The 21,199-nt window shown below is 69.9% G+C and carries 17 protein-coding genes and 1 pseudogene; 11 read left to right on the forward strand and 7 right to left on the reverse strand.

Translation table 11 applies throughout. The features are described from left to right. A partial coding sequence (rarD, locus tag V7E09_RS03310) for an EamA family transporter RarD (RefSeq protein WP_324510887.1) occupies positions 1-881 on the reverse strand: 881 nt, incomplete at its 3' end. Positions 882-962: 81 nt separating this feature from the next. Between rarD and dcd the strand changes: the two genes are divergently transcribed. Continuing rightward, positions 963-1,538: a dCTP deaminase gene (gene dcd / locus V7E09_RS03315; RefSeq protein WP_324510888.1), complete on the forward strand. Its 576-nt coding sequence runs from the start codon at positions 963-965 to the stop codon at positions 1,536-1,538. A gap of 13 nt (positions 1,539-1,551) precedes the next feature. Here dcd and V7E09_RS03320 read toward each other — a convergent pair whose 3' ends face one another. Together V7E09_RS03320 and V7E09_RS03325 are read right to left on the reverse strand one after the other, a co-directional pair. Beyond that, the gene (locus tag V7E09_RS03320; RefSeq protein WP_324510889.1) at positions 1,552-2,145 is read right to left on the reverse strand and encodes a TetR/AcrR family transcriptional regulator; all 594 of its coding nucleotides are present in this window, start codon (positions 2,143-2,145) and stop codon (positions 1,552-1,554) included. A gap of 179 nt (positions 2,146-2,324) precedes the next feature. Next, positions 2,325-3,215 carry an aminoglycoside phosphotransferase family protein gene (locus V7E09_RS03325; RefSeq protein WP_324510890.1) on the reverse strand — a complete coding sequence of 297 codons (891 nt, stop codon included), beginning with the start codon at positions 3,213-3,215 and terminating at the stop codon, positions 2,325-2,327. A 103-nt stretch (positions 3,216-3,318) separates the two neighbouring features. Between V7E09_RS03325 and V7E09_RS03330 the strand changes: the two genes are divergently transcribed. From V7E09_RS03330 to argS, 9 genes are all read left to right on the forward strand, one after another. After that, positions 3,319-3,963, forward strand: coding sequence for a hypothetical protein (locus V7E09_RS03330; RefSeq protein ID WP_324510891.1), 645 nt, complete (start codon positions 3,319-3,321; stop codon positions 3,961-3,963). 58 nt (positions 3,964-4,021) lie between these two features. After that, a complete protein-coding gene (locus V7E09_RS03335) occupies positions 4,022-5,032 on the forward strand; it encodes an SH3 domain-containing protein (protein ID WP_324510892.1) in 1,011 nt (336 codons plus the stop codon). 114 nt (positions 5,033-5,146) lie between these two features. Further along, the gene (gene pgi / locus V7E09_RS03340; RefSeq protein ID WP_324510893.1) at positions 5,147-6,814 is read left to right on the forward strand and encodes a glucose-6-phosphate isomerase; all 1,668 of its coding nucleotides are present in this window, start codon (positions 5,147-5,149) and stop codon (positions 6,812-6,814) included. Between the two features lie 4 nt (positions 6,815-6,818). Beyond that, positions 6,819-7,496: a SanA/YdcF family protein gene (locus V7E09_RS03345; RefSeq protein ID WP_324510894.1), complete on the forward strand. Its 678-nt coding sequence runs from the start codon at positions 6,819-6,821 to the stop codon at positions 7,494-7,496. 34 nt (positions 7,497-7,530) lie between these two features. Continuing rightward, positions 7,531-9,003, forward strand: a complete 1,473-nt coding sequence (locus V7E09_RS03350; RefSeq protein ID WP_324510895.1) for a DUF3375 domain-containing protein — start codon at positions 7,531-7,533, stop codon at positions 9,001-9,003. Further along, the gene (locus V7E09_RS03355) at positions 9,000-9,731 is read left to right on the forward strand and encodes a DUF4194 domain-containing protein (protein ID WP_324523019.1); all 732 of its coding nucleotides are present in this window, start codon (positions 9,000-9,002) and stop codon (positions 9,729-9,731) included. Before V7E09_RS03350 ends, V7E09_RS03355 begins: the two co-directional genes overlap by 4 nt. Continuing rightward, a complete protein-coding gene (locus V7E09_RS03360; RefSeq protein WP_324510897.1) occupies positions 9,728-13,090 on the forward strand; it encodes an ATP-binding protein in 3,363 nt (1,120 codons plus the stop codon). The genes V7E09_RS03355 and V7E09_RS03360 overlap by 4 nt, the downstream gene beginning before the upstream one ends. Then, positions 13,087-14,328, forward strand: a complete 1,242-nt coding sequence (locus tag V7E09_RS03365) for a Wadjet anti-phage system protein JetD domain-containing protein (protein ID WP_324510898.1) — start codon at positions 13,087-13,089, stop codon at positions 14,326-14,328. The genes V7E09_RS03360 and V7E09_RS03365 overlap by 4 nt, the downstream gene beginning before the upstream one ends. Before the next feature lie 41 nt (positions 14,329-14,369). Then, positions 14,370-16,004, forward strand: coding sequence for an arginine--tRNA ligase (gene argS / locus V7E09_RS03370; protein ID WP_324510899.1), 1,635 nt, complete (start codon positions 14,370-14,372; stop codon positions 16,002-16,004). Positions 16,005-16,069: 65 nt separating this feature from the next. Here the strand turns inward: argS and ppgK are convergent, their stop codons facing one another. From ppgK to V7E09_RS03390, 4 genes are read right to left on the reverse strand one after another with little or no spacing between them, the layout of a single operon-like run. Further along, positions 16,070-16,900 carry a polyphosphate--glucose phosphotransferase gene (gene ppgK / locus V7E09_RS03375; RefSeq protein ID WP_324510900.1) on the reverse strand — a complete coding sequence of 277 codons (831 nt, stop codon included), beginning with the start codon at positions 16,898-16,900 and terminating at the stop codon, positions 16,070-16,072. Positions 16,901-16,909: 9 nt separating this feature from the next. Continuing rightward, positions 16,910-18,568: a PH domain-containing protein gene (locus tag V7E09_RS03380; RefSeq protein WP_324510901.1), complete on the reverse strand. Its 1,659-nt coding sequence runs from the start codon at positions 18,566-18,568 to the stop codon at positions 16,910-16,912. After that, the gene (locus tag V7E09_RS03385; protein ID WP_324510902.1) at positions 18,565-19,122 is read right to left on the reverse strand and encodes a PH domain-containing protein; all 558 of its coding nucleotides are present in this window, start codon (positions 19,120-19,122) and stop codon (positions 18,565-18,567) included. The genes V7E09_RS03380 and V7E09_RS03385 overlap by 4 nt, the downstream gene beginning before the upstream one ends. A gap of 33 nt (positions 19,123-19,155) precedes the next feature. Next, positions 19,156-19,776, reverse strand: a complete 621-nt coding sequence (locus V7E09_RS03390; RefSeq protein ID WP_324510903.1) for a DUF1707 SHOCT-like domain-containing protein — start codon at positions 19,774-19,776, stop codon at positions 19,156-19,158. A gap of 193 nt (positions 19,777-19,969) precedes the next feature. Here V7E09_RS03390 and V7E09_RS03395 point away from each other — a divergent pair. Next, positions 19,970-21,199, forward strand: a pseudogene (locus tag V7E09_RS03395) (hypothetical protein); the annotation flags it as partial.

The raw sequence follows: 21,199 nt of genomic DNA on the forward strand, positions 1-21,199 counted from the left end.
CCCCACACCAGCACCAGTCCCACCCAGTAGGAGGGGCTGACGACCTGGCCGAACACGGTCAGCCCCAGGAGGAACTGGATGGTCGGTGCGACGTATTGCAGGACGCCGACGACGCCCAGGGGCAGCCGCGGCGCCGCGACCGCGAAAAGCCACAGCGGCAGGGCGGTCAGGACGCCCGCCAGCACGAGCAGGGCAGAGTGGCCCACGCCGTCCCCGAACGTGCTGGTGCCGGTGACCGCGAGGGCGATCCAGTAGCCGACCGCCAGGGGAGTGAGCAGCCCCGACTCCAGGAACAACCCCTCCAAAGCGGGCAGGGTGGCGCGCTTCTTGACCATCCCGTAGAGGCCGAAGGTGGCGGCGAGGGTGAGGGAGACCCACAGGCCGGGCCAGTTCTCCCAGGCGATGACCGTGACGCCGAGGGCTGCCAGCCCGGTGCCGATCAGCCCGCCGCGGGTCATCTTCTCCCCGAATACGAGGACGCCGAGGACGATGTTGACCAGCGGGTTGATGAAGTAGCCCAGGCTCGACTCGACGACGTGGTTGTTGTTGATGGCCCAGATGAAGGTGAGCCAGTTGGCGCCGATCAGCAGGGATCCCAGCAGCATCCACGGAAGCCTGCGCGGCGCCAGGGCGTCTCGCAGCCAGCCCCAGGGGTGGCGCAGGACGACGAGGACGAGCCCGACCCCCAGCATCGACCACAGCACGCGATGGGCCAGGATCTCCAGGGGTCCCGCGGGCAGGAGAAGGGGAAACAGGAGCGGGAAGAAGCCCCAGATCGCGTAGGCGGCGATGCCGGCGATCAGGCCCGAGGCCTCACCCGCCGGGCGCGGGGAGGCCGGCTGCTCCGCTGAGGGGGTCGCCCCGTGGGCGCGGTGGTTCACGCCAGCACTGTAGGACGTGGGCGGCGTTCGACGGGTGGGGCATCCATGGTGCGCGGTCGGCGGGCCCGCTAGGGTCGCGGTGTGCTGCTGTCAGATCGCGACATCACCGCCCAGCTCGACGCGGGACGGATCGGGCTCGACCCCTTCGACCCGGGGCTGCTGCAGCCCTCGAGCGTCGATGTGCGGATGGACCGCTACTTCCGGTTGTTCGACAACCACAAGTACCCGTTCATCGACCCCGCGCAGGAGCAACCCGAGCTCACGCGCCTGGTCGAGGTGGACGCCGAGGAACCGTTCATCCTGCACCCAGGCGAGTTCGTGCTGGCTGCGACCCTGGAGCAGGTCACGTTGCCCGACGACATCGCCGCCCGGGTGGAGGGCAAGAGTTCGCTGGGGCGCTTGGGTCTCCTCACGCACGCGACGGCGGGGTTCATCGACCCGGGCTTCACCGGCCACGTGACCTTGGAGCTGAGCAACGTCGCCACGCTCCCGATCACGTTGTGGCCCGGGATGAGGATCGGGCAGCTGTGCTTCTTCCAACTCAGCTCGCCCGCGGAGCACCCCTACGGCTCGGCCCAGCGGGGGTCGCACTATCAGGGCCAGCGTGGCCCCACGGCGTCGCGCAGCTTCGAGAACTTCCGGCGTTCGCACACCTGAGGCGAACCGGGCGTCAGGAGGAGGCGAGCGCCGCGTCGGTGAGCAGCCCGCGCAGCAGCGTGCGTTCATGCTCGTGGTAGAGACCCTCGTCGGGAGACTGCTCGGGCCACAGCGACAACTCGAGCAGCACGTGACCGTGAAGCGCGCCCCACACCGCCAGGAGGCGTCCCTCATGCGTGCCCTGGCGCAGCAGCCGGCCATCCTCCAGGCGTTCCAAGAGCGTGCGCAACGGCTGGAGCGTCTCGTCCCCCAGGGACGTGGCCGCGCCCTGCTCGGCGTTCCCGCCGAAGATGATCCGGTAGAGCGAGGGATGCGCGTGGGCCCACCGTCGGTAGGCGCGCAGGCCGTGCTCAAGGGCTCCGATCGGCGCAGGCGGGAGATCGTGGGCCTGAGCGGCGCGGAACTGCTCCTTGGCGATGAGGGTGACCTCCTTCACCAAGGCGTTCTTGCTCCCGAAGATGGAGTAGATGGCGTTGGTGGAGGTGTCGACCGAGGACGCCAGTTCGCGCAGGGCCATCTGTTCGGGTGACTCCTGCTGCAGGCGCGCGTACGCAGCCGCGATCAACCGCTCTCGGAGGTCGTCTGGATAGGTGTGCGCGCGCGACATGGGGACCAGCCTATAGGTCCACGGGGTCGTCATCGGGCAAAATCCACCCCGATCGGTGGCGTTCACTTTCATTCTTGTTGCCATATCGGTGCTTGTCGCAGCCAGATCGCCTCGCTGAAGAGACCTGGCCCGGCCAGCAGTGCCCGGGGGAGGTCTCCCCGGTCCGGTCTCCGGAGGCGCTAAACCGGTTCGGTCAGCAGCGCTTCCAGGGCGCGGCGACCGCACTCCTGCAGGTCGGGATCGTCCGAACAGTCCTGGGCGAAGAGCAGACCCAGGTGTAGCGCCCAGGCCTGCGCGCGCCGCCAGGTGGCCGCGTCGGTGGCGCCGCCCTGGTCGAGTCGGTCGCGGAAGATGCCCCGGCCCTCCTCGTCGAACGTCAGCCAGGCGGTGGCCAGATCGCAGGCGGGGTCGCCGACCGTCATGTCGCCCCAGTCGATGACGGCGGCGAGGTGACCGTCGTGCCCCATCACCAGGTTGGCGGGGTGGAGGTCGCCGTGCAGCCACATGTCGACGTCGTCGAAGTCAGGGGCGCTCACCCAGGACTCCCAGCGGCGCAGCAGGCCGTCCCGCTCGCGCTCGCGGGCGATGCGCGCCCGGGCGCGCGTGTCGGGTCCCTCCTGGGCCAGTGACATCCCGCGGAAGGGATTGATCGGGGCGTGCGCTGGGGCCGGGGCGTGCAGCGTCCACAGGAAGTCGGCGAGTTCGGAGGCGAAGGCGGTCCGGGAGGCGAGCGGCGCGGAGGCTGCCCGCGTCCCGTCGAACCAGGGGGCGACCATCCAGGAATACGGGTAGGAGCAGCCAGGATGGCCCGCGTAGACGGGCTGGGGGACAGGCAGCGTCAGCAACGGCGCGATGATCGGCAGCCAGGTGATCTCGTTCTCCAGCATGGGAGCGGCCTGGGCGCGGCGCGGCAGGCGGACCGTCAGGGAATCTCCCAGTCGGTAGACCGCATTGTCCCAGCCGTTCGTCGTGGGCGTCAGCGGCAGCCCTTCGAGCGCGGGGCACTGCTCGGCGAGTAGCGCCTCGACGAGGGAGGTATCGATCTGCACTTCGGCAGCGGGGGTTGGCACCCGTCTATTGGAAACGACACCCCGGTCCACGGCCAAACCGAGGGGAGGGTTGCCCGCCTGTTGGCGGTGCGCGGAGAGCGGGACGGTGCGGCATGCTGAGACCATGAGCGTGCTGGAGGACGCCCTCGCCGGGCATACCGTGGTCGTCGCGTTCCCCGCCGGGGGCGTGTCCGACTGGGTCGCCGTCGGCGAAGTGCTGGCCGACGAGGGGCTGACCGCCTGGGCCTGGCCCGCGGATCGTCTCGATCAACTCCCCGACGTGGTGTCGATGTTCGGCCGGCGCGTCCGGATCGGGGTCGCGGGTGCGCTGGATCCCGACGGGCGAGAGGCCGCAGCCCGACACGGGGCGGCGTTCTGGCTCTCCCCGCTGGCGGTCTCCCCGGACGAGGGGGCGCCGCTCCCGTACCTGGCCGGGGCCCTGACCCCCAACGAGGTCGCGGCGGTCGCGGCGGGGCGCGAGGGGGCGCCCGTGCTGGTGGTCCCCGCGGACGCGCTGGGTACGAGCTTCGCCCGCACGCTCCCGGTGCTCGTCCCGGGTGTCCCGGTGGTGCCGTGGGGGAGGCTCGAGCGTTACCAGTGTGAGATGTGGCTGGAGGCTGGTGCGGTGGCCGTCGTGGTGCAAGATGTCATCGTGCGTCCGGAGATCTCCGCCGATGTCAACCCCCTGGAGGAGGTCGGTCGCCGGGCCGCATCCTTCGGCAACTGGAGGCAACCAGAGACCGAGAGGGCAGTTGGGGTTGGTCCCTGAGAAAATCTCAGCTAGCTTAGGCAGAGTCCTCAGTTTCAAGCAGCAACGGAGACACCAGATGTATCAGCCCCGCCGCGTCTCGGATGCGACCGCGACCCTCGAGCCCGAGGGCAATGCCGCAGCCTTCCGTTCGGCGCCGCGTCGCTCCATTCGGACGCGTTCGCAGCTCATGCGCACCCGGGTCGCTCCCGCTGCCGTCTCCGTGGCCCTGCTGGCCACCTCCGGCGCGTTCGCCCTGAACCTGCATGCCGAGCAGCCCAGCACCGCGGTTCCCGCGCCCGAGCGTGACACCGACGTCATCTCGCGCGACTCCCTGCGCATCATGGAGACCTCCGCGGAGGTTCCCAACACCGACACCACCGACGCCACGGCTGGCGACGGCGACGCCCAAGGCGCCGAGGCGTTCGTCGCCGCGTCGTGGTCGTCCTCCTTCGGCGCCGCGGCCGGCACCAAGTACGCCCAGTCCACGCTGACGGTGCGCGCTCAGGCGTCGAAGGACGCCGCCGACCTGGGCACCATCAAGGAGGGCGACAAGGTCTCGATCACCGACAAGGTCGAGTCCGGCTTCCGCCAGATCGCCTACGACGGCAAGGTCGGCTACGTCTCCGACGCTCAGCTGGGCGCTTCCGCCCCCGTGAAGGACACCGCCACCCCGGCGGCGAAGACCACGACCAAGGCGGCGGCCACCACGACCGCGGCTGCAGCCACCTACGACGGCAGCACCGAGTACACCGGCAAGTCTGTGCTCGGTCTCAAGCCCCGGGCCATGGTCGTCTACAACGCGGTCACCGCGAAGTGGTCGTTCACCAGCATCGGCGGCTACCGCGCCAGCAGCCTCTCCAACCACCAGCTCGGCGGCGCCATCGACTTCATGACCTACAGCGATTCGGCGAAGGGCTGGGAGGTCGCGAACTACATCACCGCCAACGCCGACGCATTCAAGGTCGATCACGTCATCTTCGAGCAGAAGATCTGGACGCCGTACAAGCCTTACTGGCGTGCGATGGAGAACCGTGGCAGCGCGACCGCCAACCACATGGATCACGTGCACGTCTCGGTCAAGCTCTGACCTCGGCTCACCCGGTCAAGGCCCGTCCCCTGGGGGGCGGGCCTTGCTGCATCCCCCGGTTCCGTCAGCGCGCACGGCGTCGCGTGGGTGCCCGGGAGCCCATAGGCTGGAGACATGACGGATGCGACGAAGACGGACGCGTGGGCCACACTGTCGGAGCTCTACGAGGCGTTCACCCCCGACCTGCGTGGCTGGTTCGCGGCGGACCCCGGGCGGGCCTCGGAGTTCACCCGGAGCGCGGGCGACCTCCACGTAGACCTGTCGAAGAACCTGGTCAACCACGCCGTCGTGGACGCCCTGTGCGCCCTGGCCGATCAGGTGGGCCTGGCTGAGCGCCGCGACGCCATGTTGCGGGGCGACCACATCAACGTGACCGAGGACCGTGCCGTGCTGCACACGGCGTTGAGGCGCCCGCGCGGGCAGGTCCTCGAGGTGGACGGCCGCGACGTGGTCGCCGATGTCCACGAGGTCTTGGACCGTGTCTACGCCTTCGCCGATCAGGTCCGCTCAGGACAGTGGAGGGGCGTCACGGGGGAGGCCATCACCACCGTCGTCAACATCGGCATCGGGGGCTCCGACCTCGGCCCCGTCATGGTCTACGAGGCGCTGCTGCCCTACAAGCAGGCGGGCCTGGAATGCCGCTTCGTGTCCAACATCGACCCGAGCGACATCTACGAGAAGACGGCCGACCTCGATCCGCGCACCACGCTGTTCATCGTCGCGTCGAAGACGTTCACCACCTTGGAGACCATCACCAACGCGCGGCTGGCACGCGACTGGCTGCTGTCGGGGCTCGCCGAAGCGGGGGCCATCGACGGGACGGACGCCGCCCAGTCGGCCGCGGTCGCACGCCACTTCGTGGCCGTCTCCACCGCACTGGACAAGGTGGCGGAGTTCGGCATCGACCCCGCCAACGCGTTCGGCTTCTGGGACTGGGTGGGCGGACGCTATTCGGTCGACTCGGCCGTCGGCACCGCGATCGCCGTCGCCATCGGCCCGGAGCGGTTCGAAGAGTTCCTGGCTGGCTTCCACGCGATCGACGACCACTTCGCGACCGCCCCGTGGCACGAGAACGTCCCAGCGCTCATGGGGCTGCTCAACGTCTGGTACGTCGACTTCTTCGGCTCCCGCAGTCACGCCGTGCTGCCCTATGCGCAGTACCTGCACCGGTTTGCGGCCTACCTGCAGCAGCTCACCATGGAGTCCAACGGCAAGAGCGTCCGGGCCGACGGGTCGCCGGTCACCACCGACACCGGCGAGGTGTTCTGGGGGGAACCCGGCACGAACGGGCAGCACGCCTTCTACCAGTTGCTGCACCAGGGAACCCAGCTGATCCCGGCCGACTTCATCGCGGTGGCGTCCCCCACGAAGGAGCTGCGAGACGGCGACCAGGACGTCTACGAGCTCTTCCTGGCGAACTTCTTCGCCCAGTCCAAGGCGCTCGCCTTCGGCAAGACGGCCGAGGAGGTGCGGGCGGACGGCGTCCCCGAACACCTGGTCAGCGCAAAGGTGTTCACCGGCAACCGCCCCTCCACCTCGATCATGGCGCCCGCACTGACGCCCTCGGTCGTCGGCCAGCTCATCGCCTTGTACGAGCACATCACCTTCGTCCAAGGCACCGTGTGGGGCATCAACAGCTTCGATCAGTGGGGGGTCGAACTGGGCAAGGTGCTCGCGAAGCAGATCACCCCCGCGCTCGCCGGAGACGCCGCCGCGCTTGCCGGTCAGGATCCGTCCACCCGGGGGCTCATCGAGTACTACCAGCAGCATCGGGAGGGCTGAGGGTTTGGCCCGCGCGACGCGGCGCAGGCTCCCGGTCCTGCGCGTCTTCGCCCTCATCGTGTGCCTGGCCGCCCTGGGGGTGGGCGTCATCGCCGGGCCGGCACTGTGGACCCGCTGGATGTCACGCGACCGCATTCTGACCTCGGTGCATGCGCCGACCCGGGATGTGGCCATCATCTATGGGGCGGAGGTGTATCCCTCGGGAAAGCCCTCGCCCTATCTGAGGGCTCGCCTGGACCTCGGGGCAGCGCTGTTCCGGGCGGGCCGGGTCCGGGTGCTGATCGTGTCCGGTGACAACGCCGTCTCGCATAACCGGGAGGCGACCAGCATGAAGAACTACCTGGTGTCGGTGGGCGTTCCCGAGGCGCGCATCGTCGAGGACGCATTCGGCCTGGACACCTACGACACGTGCGTGCGCGCTCATGACGTCTTCGGCGTCACCTCGGCGCTCCTGGTCAGCCAGCGGTATCACCTGCCGCGCGCCGTGGCGACGTGCCGGGCGGTCGGCGTCGACGCGATCGGGGTCGGGGACGTCACGGTCCGGCGCACCTCCAAGCGCTGGGAAGGGTTCGCCCGGCGCGAACTGGCCGCCAACGTGAAGATGGTCGGCGACCTCCTGACACGGCGCAGTCCCGTGCTGGAGCTGCCCTCGGACGCCGTCGCCGTGGCGCTGCGCTCCTGAGCCTTGCGCTTCGCGGGGCGTTAGGCTGGGTCCGATGACCAGTTCCCGGGCCGAGGCCGCCTATCAGCGCTCCTTGGCGGCCTTCAAGAACCCGACCCTGGACATGCTCCACGGCCGTTACGCGCCGTTCGTGGTTGCGGTCTTGTCGCTGGTGTTCACGCCCGATCGCCAGGCCGTCCCGGTGGCGGACGCCCACGCCGAGGTGGGGGAGGCCACCGAGGCGCTGTTGTCCTTGGGCTACGACGAGGACGACCGGCGCATCCCCCACGGGAGCGCACGGGACGTGTGCAGGCATTGGGTGCGGCTGGGATGGCTGGTTCCACAGATCGAGGACGACGTCGAGGTGTACCGGCTGTCGGCGCACGCGGTCGGCGCGTTGGAGATCGCCGGTCGCGCGGGCAGCGGGCGTACCCGGGTGTCCACGTCCCGGGTCCGGTCGCTGCTGGAGGCCATCGACCGGCTGGCCGAGGACGCCGACGCGGATCCCGTTCGCAGGCTGGCCCGGCTGGAGGAGCAGCGGGCGAGCCTGGAGGCGGAGATCGCGGCGCTGCGCGGCGGGGCGGCGGTGGCGGCGGTCGACGACGAGCAACTGCTGGAGGAGGCCGAGAACGTCCTCCACCTGGCCCGGGAACTGCCCGCGGACTTCTCCCGCGTCGCCGAGTCGATCAAGGCCATGCAGCGCGACGTCGTCGCCGAGCTGCGCGGGGATTCCCGGCCCACCGGCGAGGTGCTGCGCGAGTACCTGCAGCGTGGTCAGCACGTCTTGCAGTCCACTCCGGAGGGGCGGGCGTTCGCGGGGGCATTGCGGCTGATCGGCGACCCGGAGCGCATCGATCACCTGGCCGCTCAGTTGCATCTCTTGCAGACGCGGCCGTTCTCCCGCGCGATGGACGCCGGGCAGCGAGCCGAGTTGGAGGCCGTCGGACGGCGCCTCGAACAGGGCGTGGAGGAGGTGCTGACCGCGCAGCGGCGTGCCTCGCATGTCATCACCGCGCAGGTGCGCACCCACGATCCGGTGCGGGATCGGCAGGTGGACGACTTGCTCCGGGCGGCCATGGCAGGGCTCCAGGCATGGATGCAGGAATCGCGGCCGGGAGACCGGGTGACGCCGGTGCGGAGCATGCCCGTGGCGGGCGTGGGGCACCTGCGGCAGACGCTCAGCGATGTCCAGCCCCCGCAGGGCCCGGAGCCGCTGCATGACACCCCGGTCGACGTGGAGTTCGACGACGGCGACCCTCGCGCCTGGGGTGGCCCGCGCTACGCCGAGTTGGAGGAGTACGTGTCGGGGCTGGGGGAGGAGTTCGATCTGGCGGCGGCCTTCGAGGGAGCCGACGGGGACACCCGGCGACCCGTCGATCTTCTGGGGCTCCTCGAGATCGCCCATCGCAACGGCATGACCGAGGGTGAGGGCATCTCGGTGGTGGAGGCCTGGCGGCCGGACGGGTCGGCGCGCCGGTTCGCGTTCGGGGCCGTCACTGCCCGCAGCGCGAAGGAAGGAATCTCATGACCGAGCTGACCACGGGCGAGACGGTGGACGACCCCTTCATCGATCCGGTCGCCATGGAGGAGGACCCAGAAGAGCTCTTCCCCGGAGACCGTGGGGTGCTGGATCCGGCCGTCCGCCGCGTGCTGGTGCGGTTGCTGCAGCGCCGGTTCCTGCTGGCCGACCGTCACCGGGAGGACTGGGCGGTTCTGGTCGAGCATCAGCCCTTGTTGGAGTCGCGGCTCAACGACGTGTTCGTGCGTCTGGTCGTCGACCACGAGCGGGGGGTGGCCTACAAGGAGCAGGTGCGCTCCGACGATCGGGACGTCCCGATCCTGCTGCGCGACGAACCCTACAGCCGCGCTGAGACGCTGGTGCTGGTCCATCTGCGGACGGTCTACCAGCGGGAGGTGACCGCGGGGGAGTCGTCGGCCCACGTCGACGTGGAGGAGGTCGAGCAGACGGTGCTGACCTACTTCTCCGAGAGCGACGGTGACACGGCCCGCAGGCAACGGTGGATCCGCAACGCGCTGGCGAGGCTGCGTGGCGACGGCATCGTGGAGGAGGAGTCGGAGGGGCGCTACCGGATCAGCCCGCTGGTCGAGATCGTGCTCAGCGCGGAACGGCTGCGCGCGCTGGGGGAGTGGCTGCGGACCCGGCCCAGCGCCGAGCAGGCGGAGGAGGGCCCGGGTCCGGTGCCAGACGAGACCACGGACCCCGACGCCGACGAGGATGACGGGAGCGCATCATGACCATGTTGGACACCCTGTTCGGGCTGATCCCGGCCGCCTCACGCGGGCAGCAGTGGCTGGCTGAGGACCTGCAGCTCGTCAACTGGGGCGGCTACGACGGCGGACCGCATCGGGTGCGGTTCGCTCCCACGGCGACCCTGTTGTGCGGCGGCTCCGGATCGGGCAAGTCGACCCTGATGGACGCCTACATCGCCTTGATGATGCCCCACACGACACCGTTCAATGGGGCCTCGAACGGGGGTGTGGTCGGTCGGCCGCGCGGCACGGAACAACGCAACATCCTCTCCTACGGGCGGGGGAAGCTGGATGAGTCACGCACGGCCGAGGGCACCAAGGTGCGGGTGTTGCGCGGCGACGGCGTGGACACCTGGACGGCGGTTGCGATGACGTGGATCGACCACGACGGTGCCCGGTTCACGGCGGTCCGTGGCTGGTACATCCCGGCCGGGGCCCGCGTCCTGGAGGACACGGTGCGCATGCGCGCCACGGTGAACGGGCCCTTCGACCTGAAACTGCTGGAGGCCGCGGCGGCGCGTCGGCTCTCCGACGGCGCGGTCCGCGCGGCGGGTCTTGATCCTGTCGCCACCGATCGGGAGTTCTCCGCGCGGCTGTACGCCGCCTTGGGCATCGGCGCGGCAGGGGCGGGTGCCAAGGCGATGGGGCTGCTGGCTCGCATCCAGGCAGGACAACAGATCACCACGGTGGATGACCTGTACAAGCGGTTGGTGCTGGAGGAGCCCGGCACGATGACGCGTGCCGACGAGGTCGTCGCGCACTTCGACGAACTCGACTCGACCCGGCAGCGCATGCACACGGCACAGCAGCAGGTGCGGGCCCTGGAGCCGGTCCGTGGACTGCGGTCGGCCATGGAGGCGGCCGCCGATCGGATGGTGTTGATCGACGCGGTGGGGGACGTCGATGATCCGGGGTCGCTGGCGAGCCTGTGGCGGGCGGAGCGGCGGCTCGACCTGCTGCGGTCCGCCGAGGATGAGTTGCGGGTCAGGCAGCGCGCCGCGGACGCCCTGACGCAGGAGAAGGTGTCCTTGGCGGCGGCCGCCGAGGAGGAGCGCGACGGGCTGGTGGAGACGCTTCGTGCCTCGGGTGGCGACCGGTTGGAGACGGCACAGCGGGAGTTACGGGGCATCGAACGGCGCCTGGGGGAGGTGCGCCGGGCCCGCGGGCAGTTGGACGCGGCGCTTGCGGTCGTGGGCGAGGCCGTGACCTCGTCGCGGCAGTTCGCAGCCTTGTTGGAGCGCGCCGGTGCGGCGGTGGCCGACCCGGACGCGAAGCGCGTCGCGCGGGAGGGGTTCGCTGAGGCCAAGGGCGTGGCCGCTCGCGCCCAGGCCGAGGTGGACGCTCTCGAAGCGGAACGTCGCGGCGTCCGCGGTCGGGCCGACAACATCCCTGCGGCGCTCCATGAGTCACGGGAGTTGCTGGCGCATGCGGCCGGGCTCGCGGTGGAGGAGTTGCCGTTCGTCGCCGAACTCATCGAGGTACGGACCGAGTTCGAGCCGTGGCGGGAGGCGTTCAACCTGGCCTTGGGTGGGTTCGCGACGACGCTGTTGATCGATGCCGGGGAACTGCCGCGGTTCCGTGCGGCCATCAACGGTGTCCGCACTCCGGTGCGGTTGCATTACGAGGGCGTCCACACCGGGTTGGAGGAGACGGGGAAGCAGGATCCGGCAACGTTGCCGGGGCGGCTCGACTACCGGCCGGGGCCGTTCACCGGCTGGCTGCAGGATCGGCTGGTTGAACGGTTCGACTTCGTGTGCGTCGACCGGGTGGAGGATCTCGGGCGCCATCCTCGGGCTCTCACACTCACCGGGCAACTGGCTCAGCTCACGCGTGGCGCGCACGGCGGACACGGCCGGGCGAACGTGCTGGGCTTCTCCAATCAGCGTCGGCTTGTCGAGTTGGCGGCGGAGATCGACGCTTCCCGTGTCCGGCTGGTGGAGGCGCTGGACGCCGTCGCGCGGGCTGAGGAGATCCTGGACGCCGCCGACGCGCGTCGTGCGGCGTTCGTGAAGATCGCCGAGGTGACCTGGGAGCAGGTCGACGTGGCAACGCTGGAGCAGGACCGGGACCGGTGGGCGGCGATCATCGACGAGGTGACTGCGGGCGATCCGCGAATCGCCGACCTGCAAGGGCAGATCGGGCGCGCGAAGGAGAAGCTGGAGCGGTTCCAGCAGGACATCGGCCGGGCGCGGGCCGTGGCCGAGCGGCTGGAGCAGGAGTGGGCCGGCATCACCGAGCAGGTCGATGCGGCTCAGGAGACGGTTGACGCGGCCCACGACGCGCGGCGGACGCTGTCGGCGGAGCAGTCGGCCTACTTGGATGGGCAGTTCGATCCGCCCGCCGCTGTCGCGGACACCACCTCCTCGGAGGCGCTGCGGCGGTTCGACGCCGCCTTGTCGACGGCCTCGCAGCGGTTGGGAGCCGATCGGGACGCCGCCCAGGGGGCGCTGGGGGAGGCGCGCGACAGCCTGCGGCGGACGCTGACGACGTTCGTGGAGCGGTGGCCCAACCCGAACCTACTGCCCGACCCGGACGCCTCGGTGGCCGACTTCGAACGGATCCTCGCCGACCTGGAGACGAGCGGGCTGCATGAACTGGAGCAGGAGTGGCGCGACAGCCTGCTCACGTTGTCCGGCAATGACCTGACCGACCTCGATTCGGCTCTGGGACGGTCGCTGCGGGAGATCCGCGATCGGATTCAACCGATCAACGACATCTTGGCGGACCTGCCGTTCTACGACGACGATCATCGCCTGCAGATCACGATCAAGGAGAACCAGTCCCAGATGCGGGCCCGGTTCCGCAGCGAGTTGCGGGCCGTCCGCGGCCAGATCGAGGGTGCCGCCACGGACACCGAACGGGAGCAGGTTTATGGCCGGATGGCGCGGCTCATCGCGCGGATGCGGCGCACCGCGCCTGACTTCGCCGACTTGATCGACGTGCGCAACCACGTCCGCGTCAGCGCTGAACGCGTGGACGCCCAGACGCGCCAGCACGTGGCGCTGTACGACCACATCGGTGAGAAGTCGGGTGGCGAGTCGCAGGAGCTGATCGCCTTCATCGTGGGGGCGGCGCTGCGCTATCAGCTGGGGGATGCGGGCGCGGAGCGACCCCGGTTCGCGCCGGTGTTCCTCGATGAGGCGCTGATCAAGGCCGACGCCCACTTCACCAAGCGCGCCATCGGCGCGTGGCGGGGGCTGGGGTTCCAGTTGATCATCGGGGCTCCGAATGACAAGTACTCCGCCATCGAACCCCATGTGGACGCCGAGTACGACATCCTCAAGGACACCCGGGGACGCTCGTGGGCCTTGCCGAAGGTGGCGCTGGCCGACACCGCGTCGTGAGCGGGATCCCCCGGCTCGTGCTCCCGGGTGCGGTGCGCGATGCGGTCGTGGCGGTCATCGAGGCGACCTGGTGCGCGCGGGTGGTGTCCGCGGAGGCGGGGGAGACACGTCCCCTGGGCGACTTCCCTCTCAGGCCGCACGTGCGGGGTGAGGCTGCGGTGGATCGGGTCGGGCGCCCGGCCTTCCGGGCGTGGCGGGATGCGTGGCGCGAGGTGGGCGCCGGGGACCTCGACGGTGTCGAGCTGCGATCGTCCCCGGTCGCGATCGGCGGGACGTCCAGCGAGTTCCCCGAGTTCGTGCACATCGCGTCTTTGGAGGCTGGCCTGGCGTTCGTCAAGCTGTTCCCCGGGGACGTGCCAGCGCCGGACATCGTGGGCGCCACGGTGCTGGCTCGGCGGTTGCGGGACGCCGGTGCCGCAGTGAGGGTGGGGACACTGCGGCAGGTGCTCGGGCTGTCTCACGACGACGCCGAGGCCGTCGTGAGTGTCGTGTCGTGGTTGGGCGACCACGAGGATCTCTCCGGCTGGACGATCAGCCAGCTCCCGATCCCCAGCGTCCACACCAAGTGGCTGGGACGTCATGGTGGCCTGGTGAGGGAGCTGACGGGACGCGATGTGGTCGTCGAGTCGCGCTCGCGACCGCCGGTCGTGCACCTCACGTATGTGGATCCTGGGTACCTGGCCGCGGGTGGCCGACGCCACGATGCGTGGACGGCCGGTGACCGGCATGAGCTGGCCTACCGCCCTCGCATCGTCCTGGTGGTGGAGAACCGGGACTGCCGGTTGTGGTTCCCCCAGGTCGCGGGCGCGGTGGTCGTCGAGGGTGGCGGGTCGGCCGCGGCCGCCGTTCTGGGCGGCATCGAGTGGCTGGTGGGGGCTGACTCGTTGGTCTACTGGGGGGACATCGACGCGGATGGATTCGCCATCCTCCACGAGTTGAGACAAGCGATGCAGGAGGTCGGGGTCACCGTCACGTCCATCCTGATGGATGCCGTGGCTCACGCGCGGTTTGCGGACATGGGGGTCAATGCGGACCGCCGCGGGGAGCCGTTGCGGGCGCGCTCGCGTCGGCTTCCGTCCCTGACGCCGGGCGAGCAGGCGGCCTACGCGAGCGTCGCCAGCACGGCCCGGGTGCCGTTCCGCCGCATCGAGCAGGAACGTATCCCCCTCGACGCTGCTGTGGACGCGTTGCTGGACGCGACGACACGCGAGACGCGACGTGACGCCCAGCTGGGGTGACGACGGGCGGGTCCGCCCGCAGGCTGTGGGATCATGGGGCAATGCAATCGCTTGCCTCGCTGCTCTCCGCGCGGGTTGAGGCGGCCGCTGGCATCGACCCTGAGATGCGGCCCGCCACCAAACCGCAGTTCGGCCACTTCCAGACCAATGTCGCGCTGCGTCTGGCCAAGCCGCAGGGGCGCCCGCCGCGGGAGGTGGCGGCTGATCTGGTGGCCCGCATCGACCTGGCCGACCTGTGTGAACCCTTGGAGATCGCTGGTCCCGGGTTCATCAACCTGCGCATCAGGCCGGAAGTGCTGGCACAGGCAGCCTCCGATCTGCTCGCGGACCCGCATACCGGGATCGACCAGTCCGAGCATCCGCAGCGGATCGTGATCGACTACAGCTCGCCGAACGTGGCCAAGCAGATGCATGTCGGGCATCTCCGCACGACCATCATCGGCGACTGCTTCAACCGGGTGCTGACCGCCACCGGGAACACCGTCGTCCCGCAGAACCACGTCGGCGACTGGGGTCGCCAGTTCGGCATGCTCATCGAGCAGGCTCTTGATGAGGCGCTCGACGTGAGCGCGCTCGACCTGGCGGGAGCGGAGGCGCTCTACAAGCGGGCGAACGGGCGACTGTCGAGCGAGGAAGAGTTCGCGGACCGGGCACGCGAGCGGGTGGTCGCGCTGCAGGCCGGCGACGAGGAGACGCTGGCCATCTGGCGCCGTCTGATCGAGGTGTCCAAGGTCGGGTTCAACGAGGCCTACGACCGCCTCGGGGTCCTCTTGACGGACGCCGACATCGCGGGGGAGTCGCTCTACAACCCCTTCCTGGAGGGTGTGTGCGATGACTTGGAGGCCCGCGGTATCGCCAAGGTGGACGACGGCGCCCTGGTGGTGTTCGTCGACGGCTTCGACGCGCCTGCGATCCTGCGCAACCGTCATGGCGGGTACGGCTATGACGTGACCGATGTGGCCGCCCAGAGGTATCGCGTCGAGGAACTGCAGGCCGACCGGATCATCTACGTGACCGATGCCCGGCAGCGGCACCACTTCGAGCTGGTGTTCGCGGTGGCGCGCAAGGCCGGCTATGTGCCGGACAGTGTCAGCACCGAGCACGTCGGCTACGGCATGGTGCTGGGCGCCGACGGCAAGCCCTTCTCCACCCGTGAGGGCACGGCCGCGTACTTGATCGACCTGCTGGACGCCGCCGAGGAACATGTCACCCGACCGGTCGCGCTGGCCGCCATCAAGTACGCCGACTTGTCGAGCCAGCTTCAGAAGGACTACGTGTTCGACCCGGTGCGGATGACGGCGACGACCGGCGACACGGGCCCCTACCTGCAGTACGCGCACGCGCGTGCCAACCAGATCCTGCGGCGCGCCGAGGCCGAGGGCATCGGGTGGGCGAATGTGACGGTGCTCGCTGAACCGGCCGAGCAGAACCTGGCCTTGCTGCTGAGCCGTTTCGGTGAGGTCGTGCTGGGTGTGGCTGCCGATCTGCAGCCGCACAAGCTCGCCACCTACTTGTTCGACTTGGCCACGGCGATGAGTGTGTTCTACGAGCAGTGCCCCGTCCTGAAGTCCGAGGGGGACGTCCGCGCGTCCCGGCTCGCGTTGTGCGCCACCACCAAGAAGGTCCTCGCTGCGGGCCTGAACCTGCTGGGCATCGAGGCTCCCGACCAGATGTGAGTCGCGCATGCGACACAACGCGGGCGGTCGAGGGTCACCTCGGCCGCCCGCGCTGTCGCATGCGGTCAGGCCTTGGACGCCTTCTTGGCGGCCTTCTTCGTCGCGGGGACGCCGGGGATGGTGTCCTTCAGCGCGTCGGGGTGGGCGCGCCGCTGCGCCGACAGGTAGGCGGCACCCACGATGCCGGCCGCGTTGCGGAGCTGCGCGGGGATGATCTCGGTCTTCAGGTGCAGCAGCGGCAAGAACTTGTCGGAGTTCTTGCTGACGCCCCCGCCGACGACGAACAGGTCGGGGGAGGTCAGGAACTCGAGGCGCTGGTAGAAGGGATCGAGCCGGGTGGCCCACTCCTCGTAGCTGAGCTGCTCCCGTTCTCGGACCGAGGCCGCGGCCACGGACTCCGCATCCACGCCACCGATCTCGATGTGGCCCAGCTCTGCGTTCGGGATCAGGACGCCGTCATAGATCAGCGCCGTGCCGATGCCGGTGCCGAGCGTGGTGACGATCACCAGCCCGGGGTGCTTCTTGGCCGCGCCGTAGCGCACCTCGGCCACCCCGGCGGCGTCGGCATCGTTGACGAGGGTGATGTCGCGACCGAGGAGGCTCTCGAAGATCTGTTCCGCGGGCGCGTCGACCCAGGCGGGGTCGATGTTGGCCGCTGACCGGGTCACCCCGTGGGTCACGATGGCGGGCACGGTGATGCCGATGGGGCCGTCGTCCAGCTGCGCTGCGAAGCTGTCCACGATCTCCTTCACGACATCGGCGACGGCCTGCGGCGTCGCAGGTTGCGGGGTCGGGATGCGCAACCGGTCCGTGGCGAACTCGCCGGTCTTGAGGTCGACGATGGCCCCCTTGATCCCCGATCCCCCGATGTCGATGCCCAGCGCGAATTTCTTCATGCGCGAAGCCTAGCGATCAGTGGGGATCCCTGGAGGGGCATCGGCGGGCGGATCGGGCAGGGCGCCCTGGACGCTCGTCGAGGGCGTCCACAGGTGAACTTCGTCGGCCTCTCCCACGGGGGTCGGGGCTGCCAGCCGCCATGCGGCGCCGGTCGGGGCAGGGGCCAGGAGTTCCTGCCCGCGGGCGGCGCGGGCCAGGTCCATCTCGCCGAAGGCCAGGGCCCTCGCCTGGTCGGCCTGGAGGTGCTTGATGCGCGTGTTGTTGAGGGTCCCTCCGGTGAGCGCCACCACCGTCACCAGCCGCAGCCGCCGCTCCAGCGGGCCCTGCGCCAGTTGCATGGACTGGAGCCGCGCGTGCGGGATGATCGTCTGGCGTCGCTCGAACCAGCCGTCGCGCACAGCCAGCACCTGTCCGTCGGAGGCGTAGCCGAGCCAGGACCAGGACAGCGGGGAGAGCCAGCGTGCGCGGCGGGGCGTCCGGTGGAAGCGGAGGTCCTCCAGGCGGAGGTTCGGCCACAGCGCGGCGAGGGCGAGCTGAATCTGCCGGGGGTCGCCGATGGGCAGGTAGATCGTGGAGAGGTCCTGGGAGTCCTCACCGAGCTTGAGGCCGAGCACCGTCAGGGTGAGGCGGGCCCGCTTCAGGGGACGCCACAGCAACGGCTGGCTGATCTGGACGGACTGGACGCGGTGCACGGGGATGGTCTGGCTGTGCAGCGTCGTGAGGCCGCGCGTCAGCCGGATTCCCGCGGGGGTGGTGGCCAGCGTGTAGTTGAACTGGCCGATCAGCCGCTTGGACAGGAAGCCGCCCATCGCGATGAGGAGCGGCAGGACGCCGGCGCCCAGCGCGATGAGGGGCTGCTGCAACCAGATGGACAGCCCCAGCGGGACCAGGAAGGCGACCAGCAGGAAGGGCAGTTCCGAGGAGAGCAGCGCCCCGAGGATGATCTCCCCGGGGTTGAGCCGGATCAGGACCTGATCGCCCTGCGCGCTGTCGTCCCAGGCGGACGCCTGCCGCTGGGTGTCGGTCGTGCCGACGTGCTGACGGTGAGCGCGGGCCATCAGATAGTCCCGGATCTCGGTGGCGCGTTTGCGGGTCAGGAAGGCCAGCGTCGTGGGGGAGTCCGCGCCCACATCGATGGTGACCTCGGCCAACCCCAGGAGGCGGGCCGCGAGCCGCTGATGGATGTCCACGGACTGGATCCTGCTGAAGGCGATCCGTTTGCTCTCCTGGAAGGCGCCCGTGTTCTCGACGCGCAACTCGTGGTCATCGATCACGATCTTGGTCGTCCACCATCCCCAGTAGCCGAAGCCCAGCGACAGCAGGAGCGCGGCGATGAGCCCGAGCGCCCATCCGGGGACCTGTTCGATCAGCGGGCCGACACGGGTGACGTCCTCCCAGCGGATCTGGCCCTGGGCCAGGGTCGAGATCAGCGCGTATCCGCCGGCGAGGACGAAGACCCACGCACGCACGAGGGGGCTGAGGGGATGCAGGCGCTCTTCGATGAGTTGCCCCGACGGCGTGGGTCCTGCGGCGCTCTCCGGACCGGGGACGGGGCTCTCGCCGGTCGGGGCGGGCCACGGCGCGGGATGGGGCTGCTGCGGCGCCGCAGGGGCGGCGAAGTCGGGGCGCCCGAAGGCGTCCTCGGGGTGGGGGTCGGGGGAGGTCACAGGCCGGACCCCTCAGCGTCCGACAGTTCGATGATGAGATCTCGTAGCGCGCGCGCCTCGTCGCCGGGCAGACCGGGGATCACGGCGTCGGCGGCGGCACTGGCCGTGACCACGTTGACGTTGGCCAGGCCGAACGCCCGCAGCAACGGGCCGGAGTTCACCCGAACCACCTGGATGCGTCCGAACGGGATGATGCTCAGGTCGCGGAACATCAGCCCCTTCACGATGCAGAGATCGTTGTCGCGGCGCGCCCAGCCCGTGACCCGGACCGCGCGACGGGCGCGAATCCACAGCCACACCCACCAGAGGAGCCCGAGGGCGAGGATCGCCGCCGGGAGCCAGCGCAGGTCCGGCAGCAGGAACCACAACACGATCGCGGCGGGCAGGAACACCACCGCGAGGGTGACGGTGGAGGTGATGCGCCGCACCGTGGTCAGTTTCGGTGACACGCGGCGCCACGCGTCCGAGGGTGGGGCAAACGGTTCCATGGCGTTCGCGGGCTGGCCTGCGAGGCTCGGGTCGGGGACGAAGGCGACGTCGGGGCTCGGCTGCATGGCCTCCACACTAGGGGGTGGGACTGACCGCGCTCACGATTGCTGGGGTGCCTTGGCGTCGATCCCGCCGAACATGACCAGGCCCTTCAGGACCACCGTCGGGGCGCCGGGGACCGGCTCGATGCGCTTGAGGTCGGTGCCGCCGAACAACGCCAGGGTTTCGTTGCGGACGTTGACGCCGGGGGGAACCAGCACGTCGACCCCGCCGAATCCGCAGATGATGGTCAACTCGACCACATCGGAGGAGAAGGTCGCGTTCCGGAAATCGAAGTGGGAGCCCCCGAACAGCGTCAGGTTGGAGATGTGCCGCCGAGCGCGCCAGTTCCCCGTGCGGCGCAGCCCACCGAAGATGGCGAAGGTCGTGTCGGCGCCCTCGCCGTCGGGGCCGCGGTCGACGGTGGGGCCCCCCGCGGAGGAGAAGGCGCCGATGGCGTGGCCGGCGTTGGTGCTCGGGACCAGGTCTGTGGTGAGTGCCCGGAGGTCGTCGAATGTCTTCGCGTTCATGGCCTGGGCCACCCGGGTGTCGTGCTCCTCACGTGAGAGCCGCCCTTCGGCGTAGGCGGCGGAGAGGAGGTCGGAGACGAGAGCGCGGTCGCTGTCCCCGGCGCGCATCCCCGGGCGCGAGGCGGGGGGATTGAAAGAGGTGTCGCTCATGGGAAAAACCCTAAGCCGCCGCACCCGCCAGGTGGGTGGAGATGGCGGGAACCTGGGGACGAATCAGGGCCCCGATCGGGGGGTATCGGCGCGCGGGGCGCGGCCGAGGTGGCGCGGCGGCTTCGGATCTGTAACACTGTTTGGAGCTGTCCCGGGCAGAAGCCCGATGTGACGCGAACGGGGGAATGGACGGATGCAGGAGACGGGTCTGCGCGCGCGCCGATGGCTGGGCCGCGCCACGGCGGTGATGGTCGCGGCGCTGTTGCTTCCCGTCGTGACCGCCAACGGCGCCCTCGCCGAGGTGTCCACGATTCCGAGCGACACCGCCACGGCGACTCCTAGCGTCAGCGCGACGACGACACCGGACGCACAGCCCAGCTCCACACCCACAACGTCCGCCCCGGACGCTCCCGCGTCGAGTGCCACCCCCGAACCGAGCGCCACCACGCTCCCGACAGAGTCTCCGCTTCCCGCCGGGCGAGCCCTGCCCCGCGCCGCCGTGGCACCGCTGACGTGTGAGGCGGGACAGTTCTACGGGCAGGCCGGCTCGGGCAAGGTGTACTCGCTGACCAGCAGCGGCTCCACGATCAATGGGAATGCCACGCTGGTGTTCGACTTCTTCGGGGGAGGGTGGAACGCTTCCGGACAGGCATTCAACGGCCTCGCGATCGGCGGTGGCGGCGCGTTCGCCTATGGCTACAACCGCACGAACTCTCAGCTCTACCGCTGGGACGCCTCGACCGGCGCAGTGACGTCGTGGGCGATGTCGCTGCCGCACGTCGCAGGCAACGAGACCTTCCCGGTGGCGTCACTCATCGCGGGCGGTATGAACCCGTCGCTGTCCAACAGCCCCTACTACTTCGGCGGATGGCGCAAGTCCGGCTCGCAGTTCCGGTTCGAGTTGTTCTCGGTCGTGGGCACGGGCGAGGTCACCTATCTCGGCTGGGTGCCTGGTCCGACCACATCGACTACCGGAGCCAACGGCGACCTCGCCTTCAACTCCGATGGCGACCTCTTCCTGCTGTGGAGCGACGGGACGGGGCATATGCAGATGGTCCCCGTCTCTGCCGCGGTGCTCGCCGGAGCCAACGGCGGCAAGATCGGTGACAATCCGACGACGAGAATCGTGGACGTGCCCTCGGGGCAGTACACCGGTGTCGCGCTCGGAGTGGACGGGGTGGCCTACCTGGGCAACACGTCGCAGAACTTCCGGGGTTACTACGCCAGCACGGCCACGACGGTCGACCCGAACACGGGCACGGTCCTGGCCAGCGGAACCCAGATCTCAGGCGGTGACTTCAGCAACGGCGTGGGCGGGGGATCGAGCCCGCTGGCGGATCTCGCCTCGTGTGGCGATCCGTCGTCGTTGGAGCTCCGCAAGTCGGTGCAGAGCCGTGCTTCGGCCTCCGACCAGTTCACCGTG

Origin of the sequence: Propioniciclava sp. (assembly GCF_036744435.1) — a bacterium.
In the GTDB taxonomy this organism is placed as follows: Bacteria; Actinomycetota; Actinomycetes; order Propionibacteriales; family Propionibacteriaceae; genus Propioniciclava.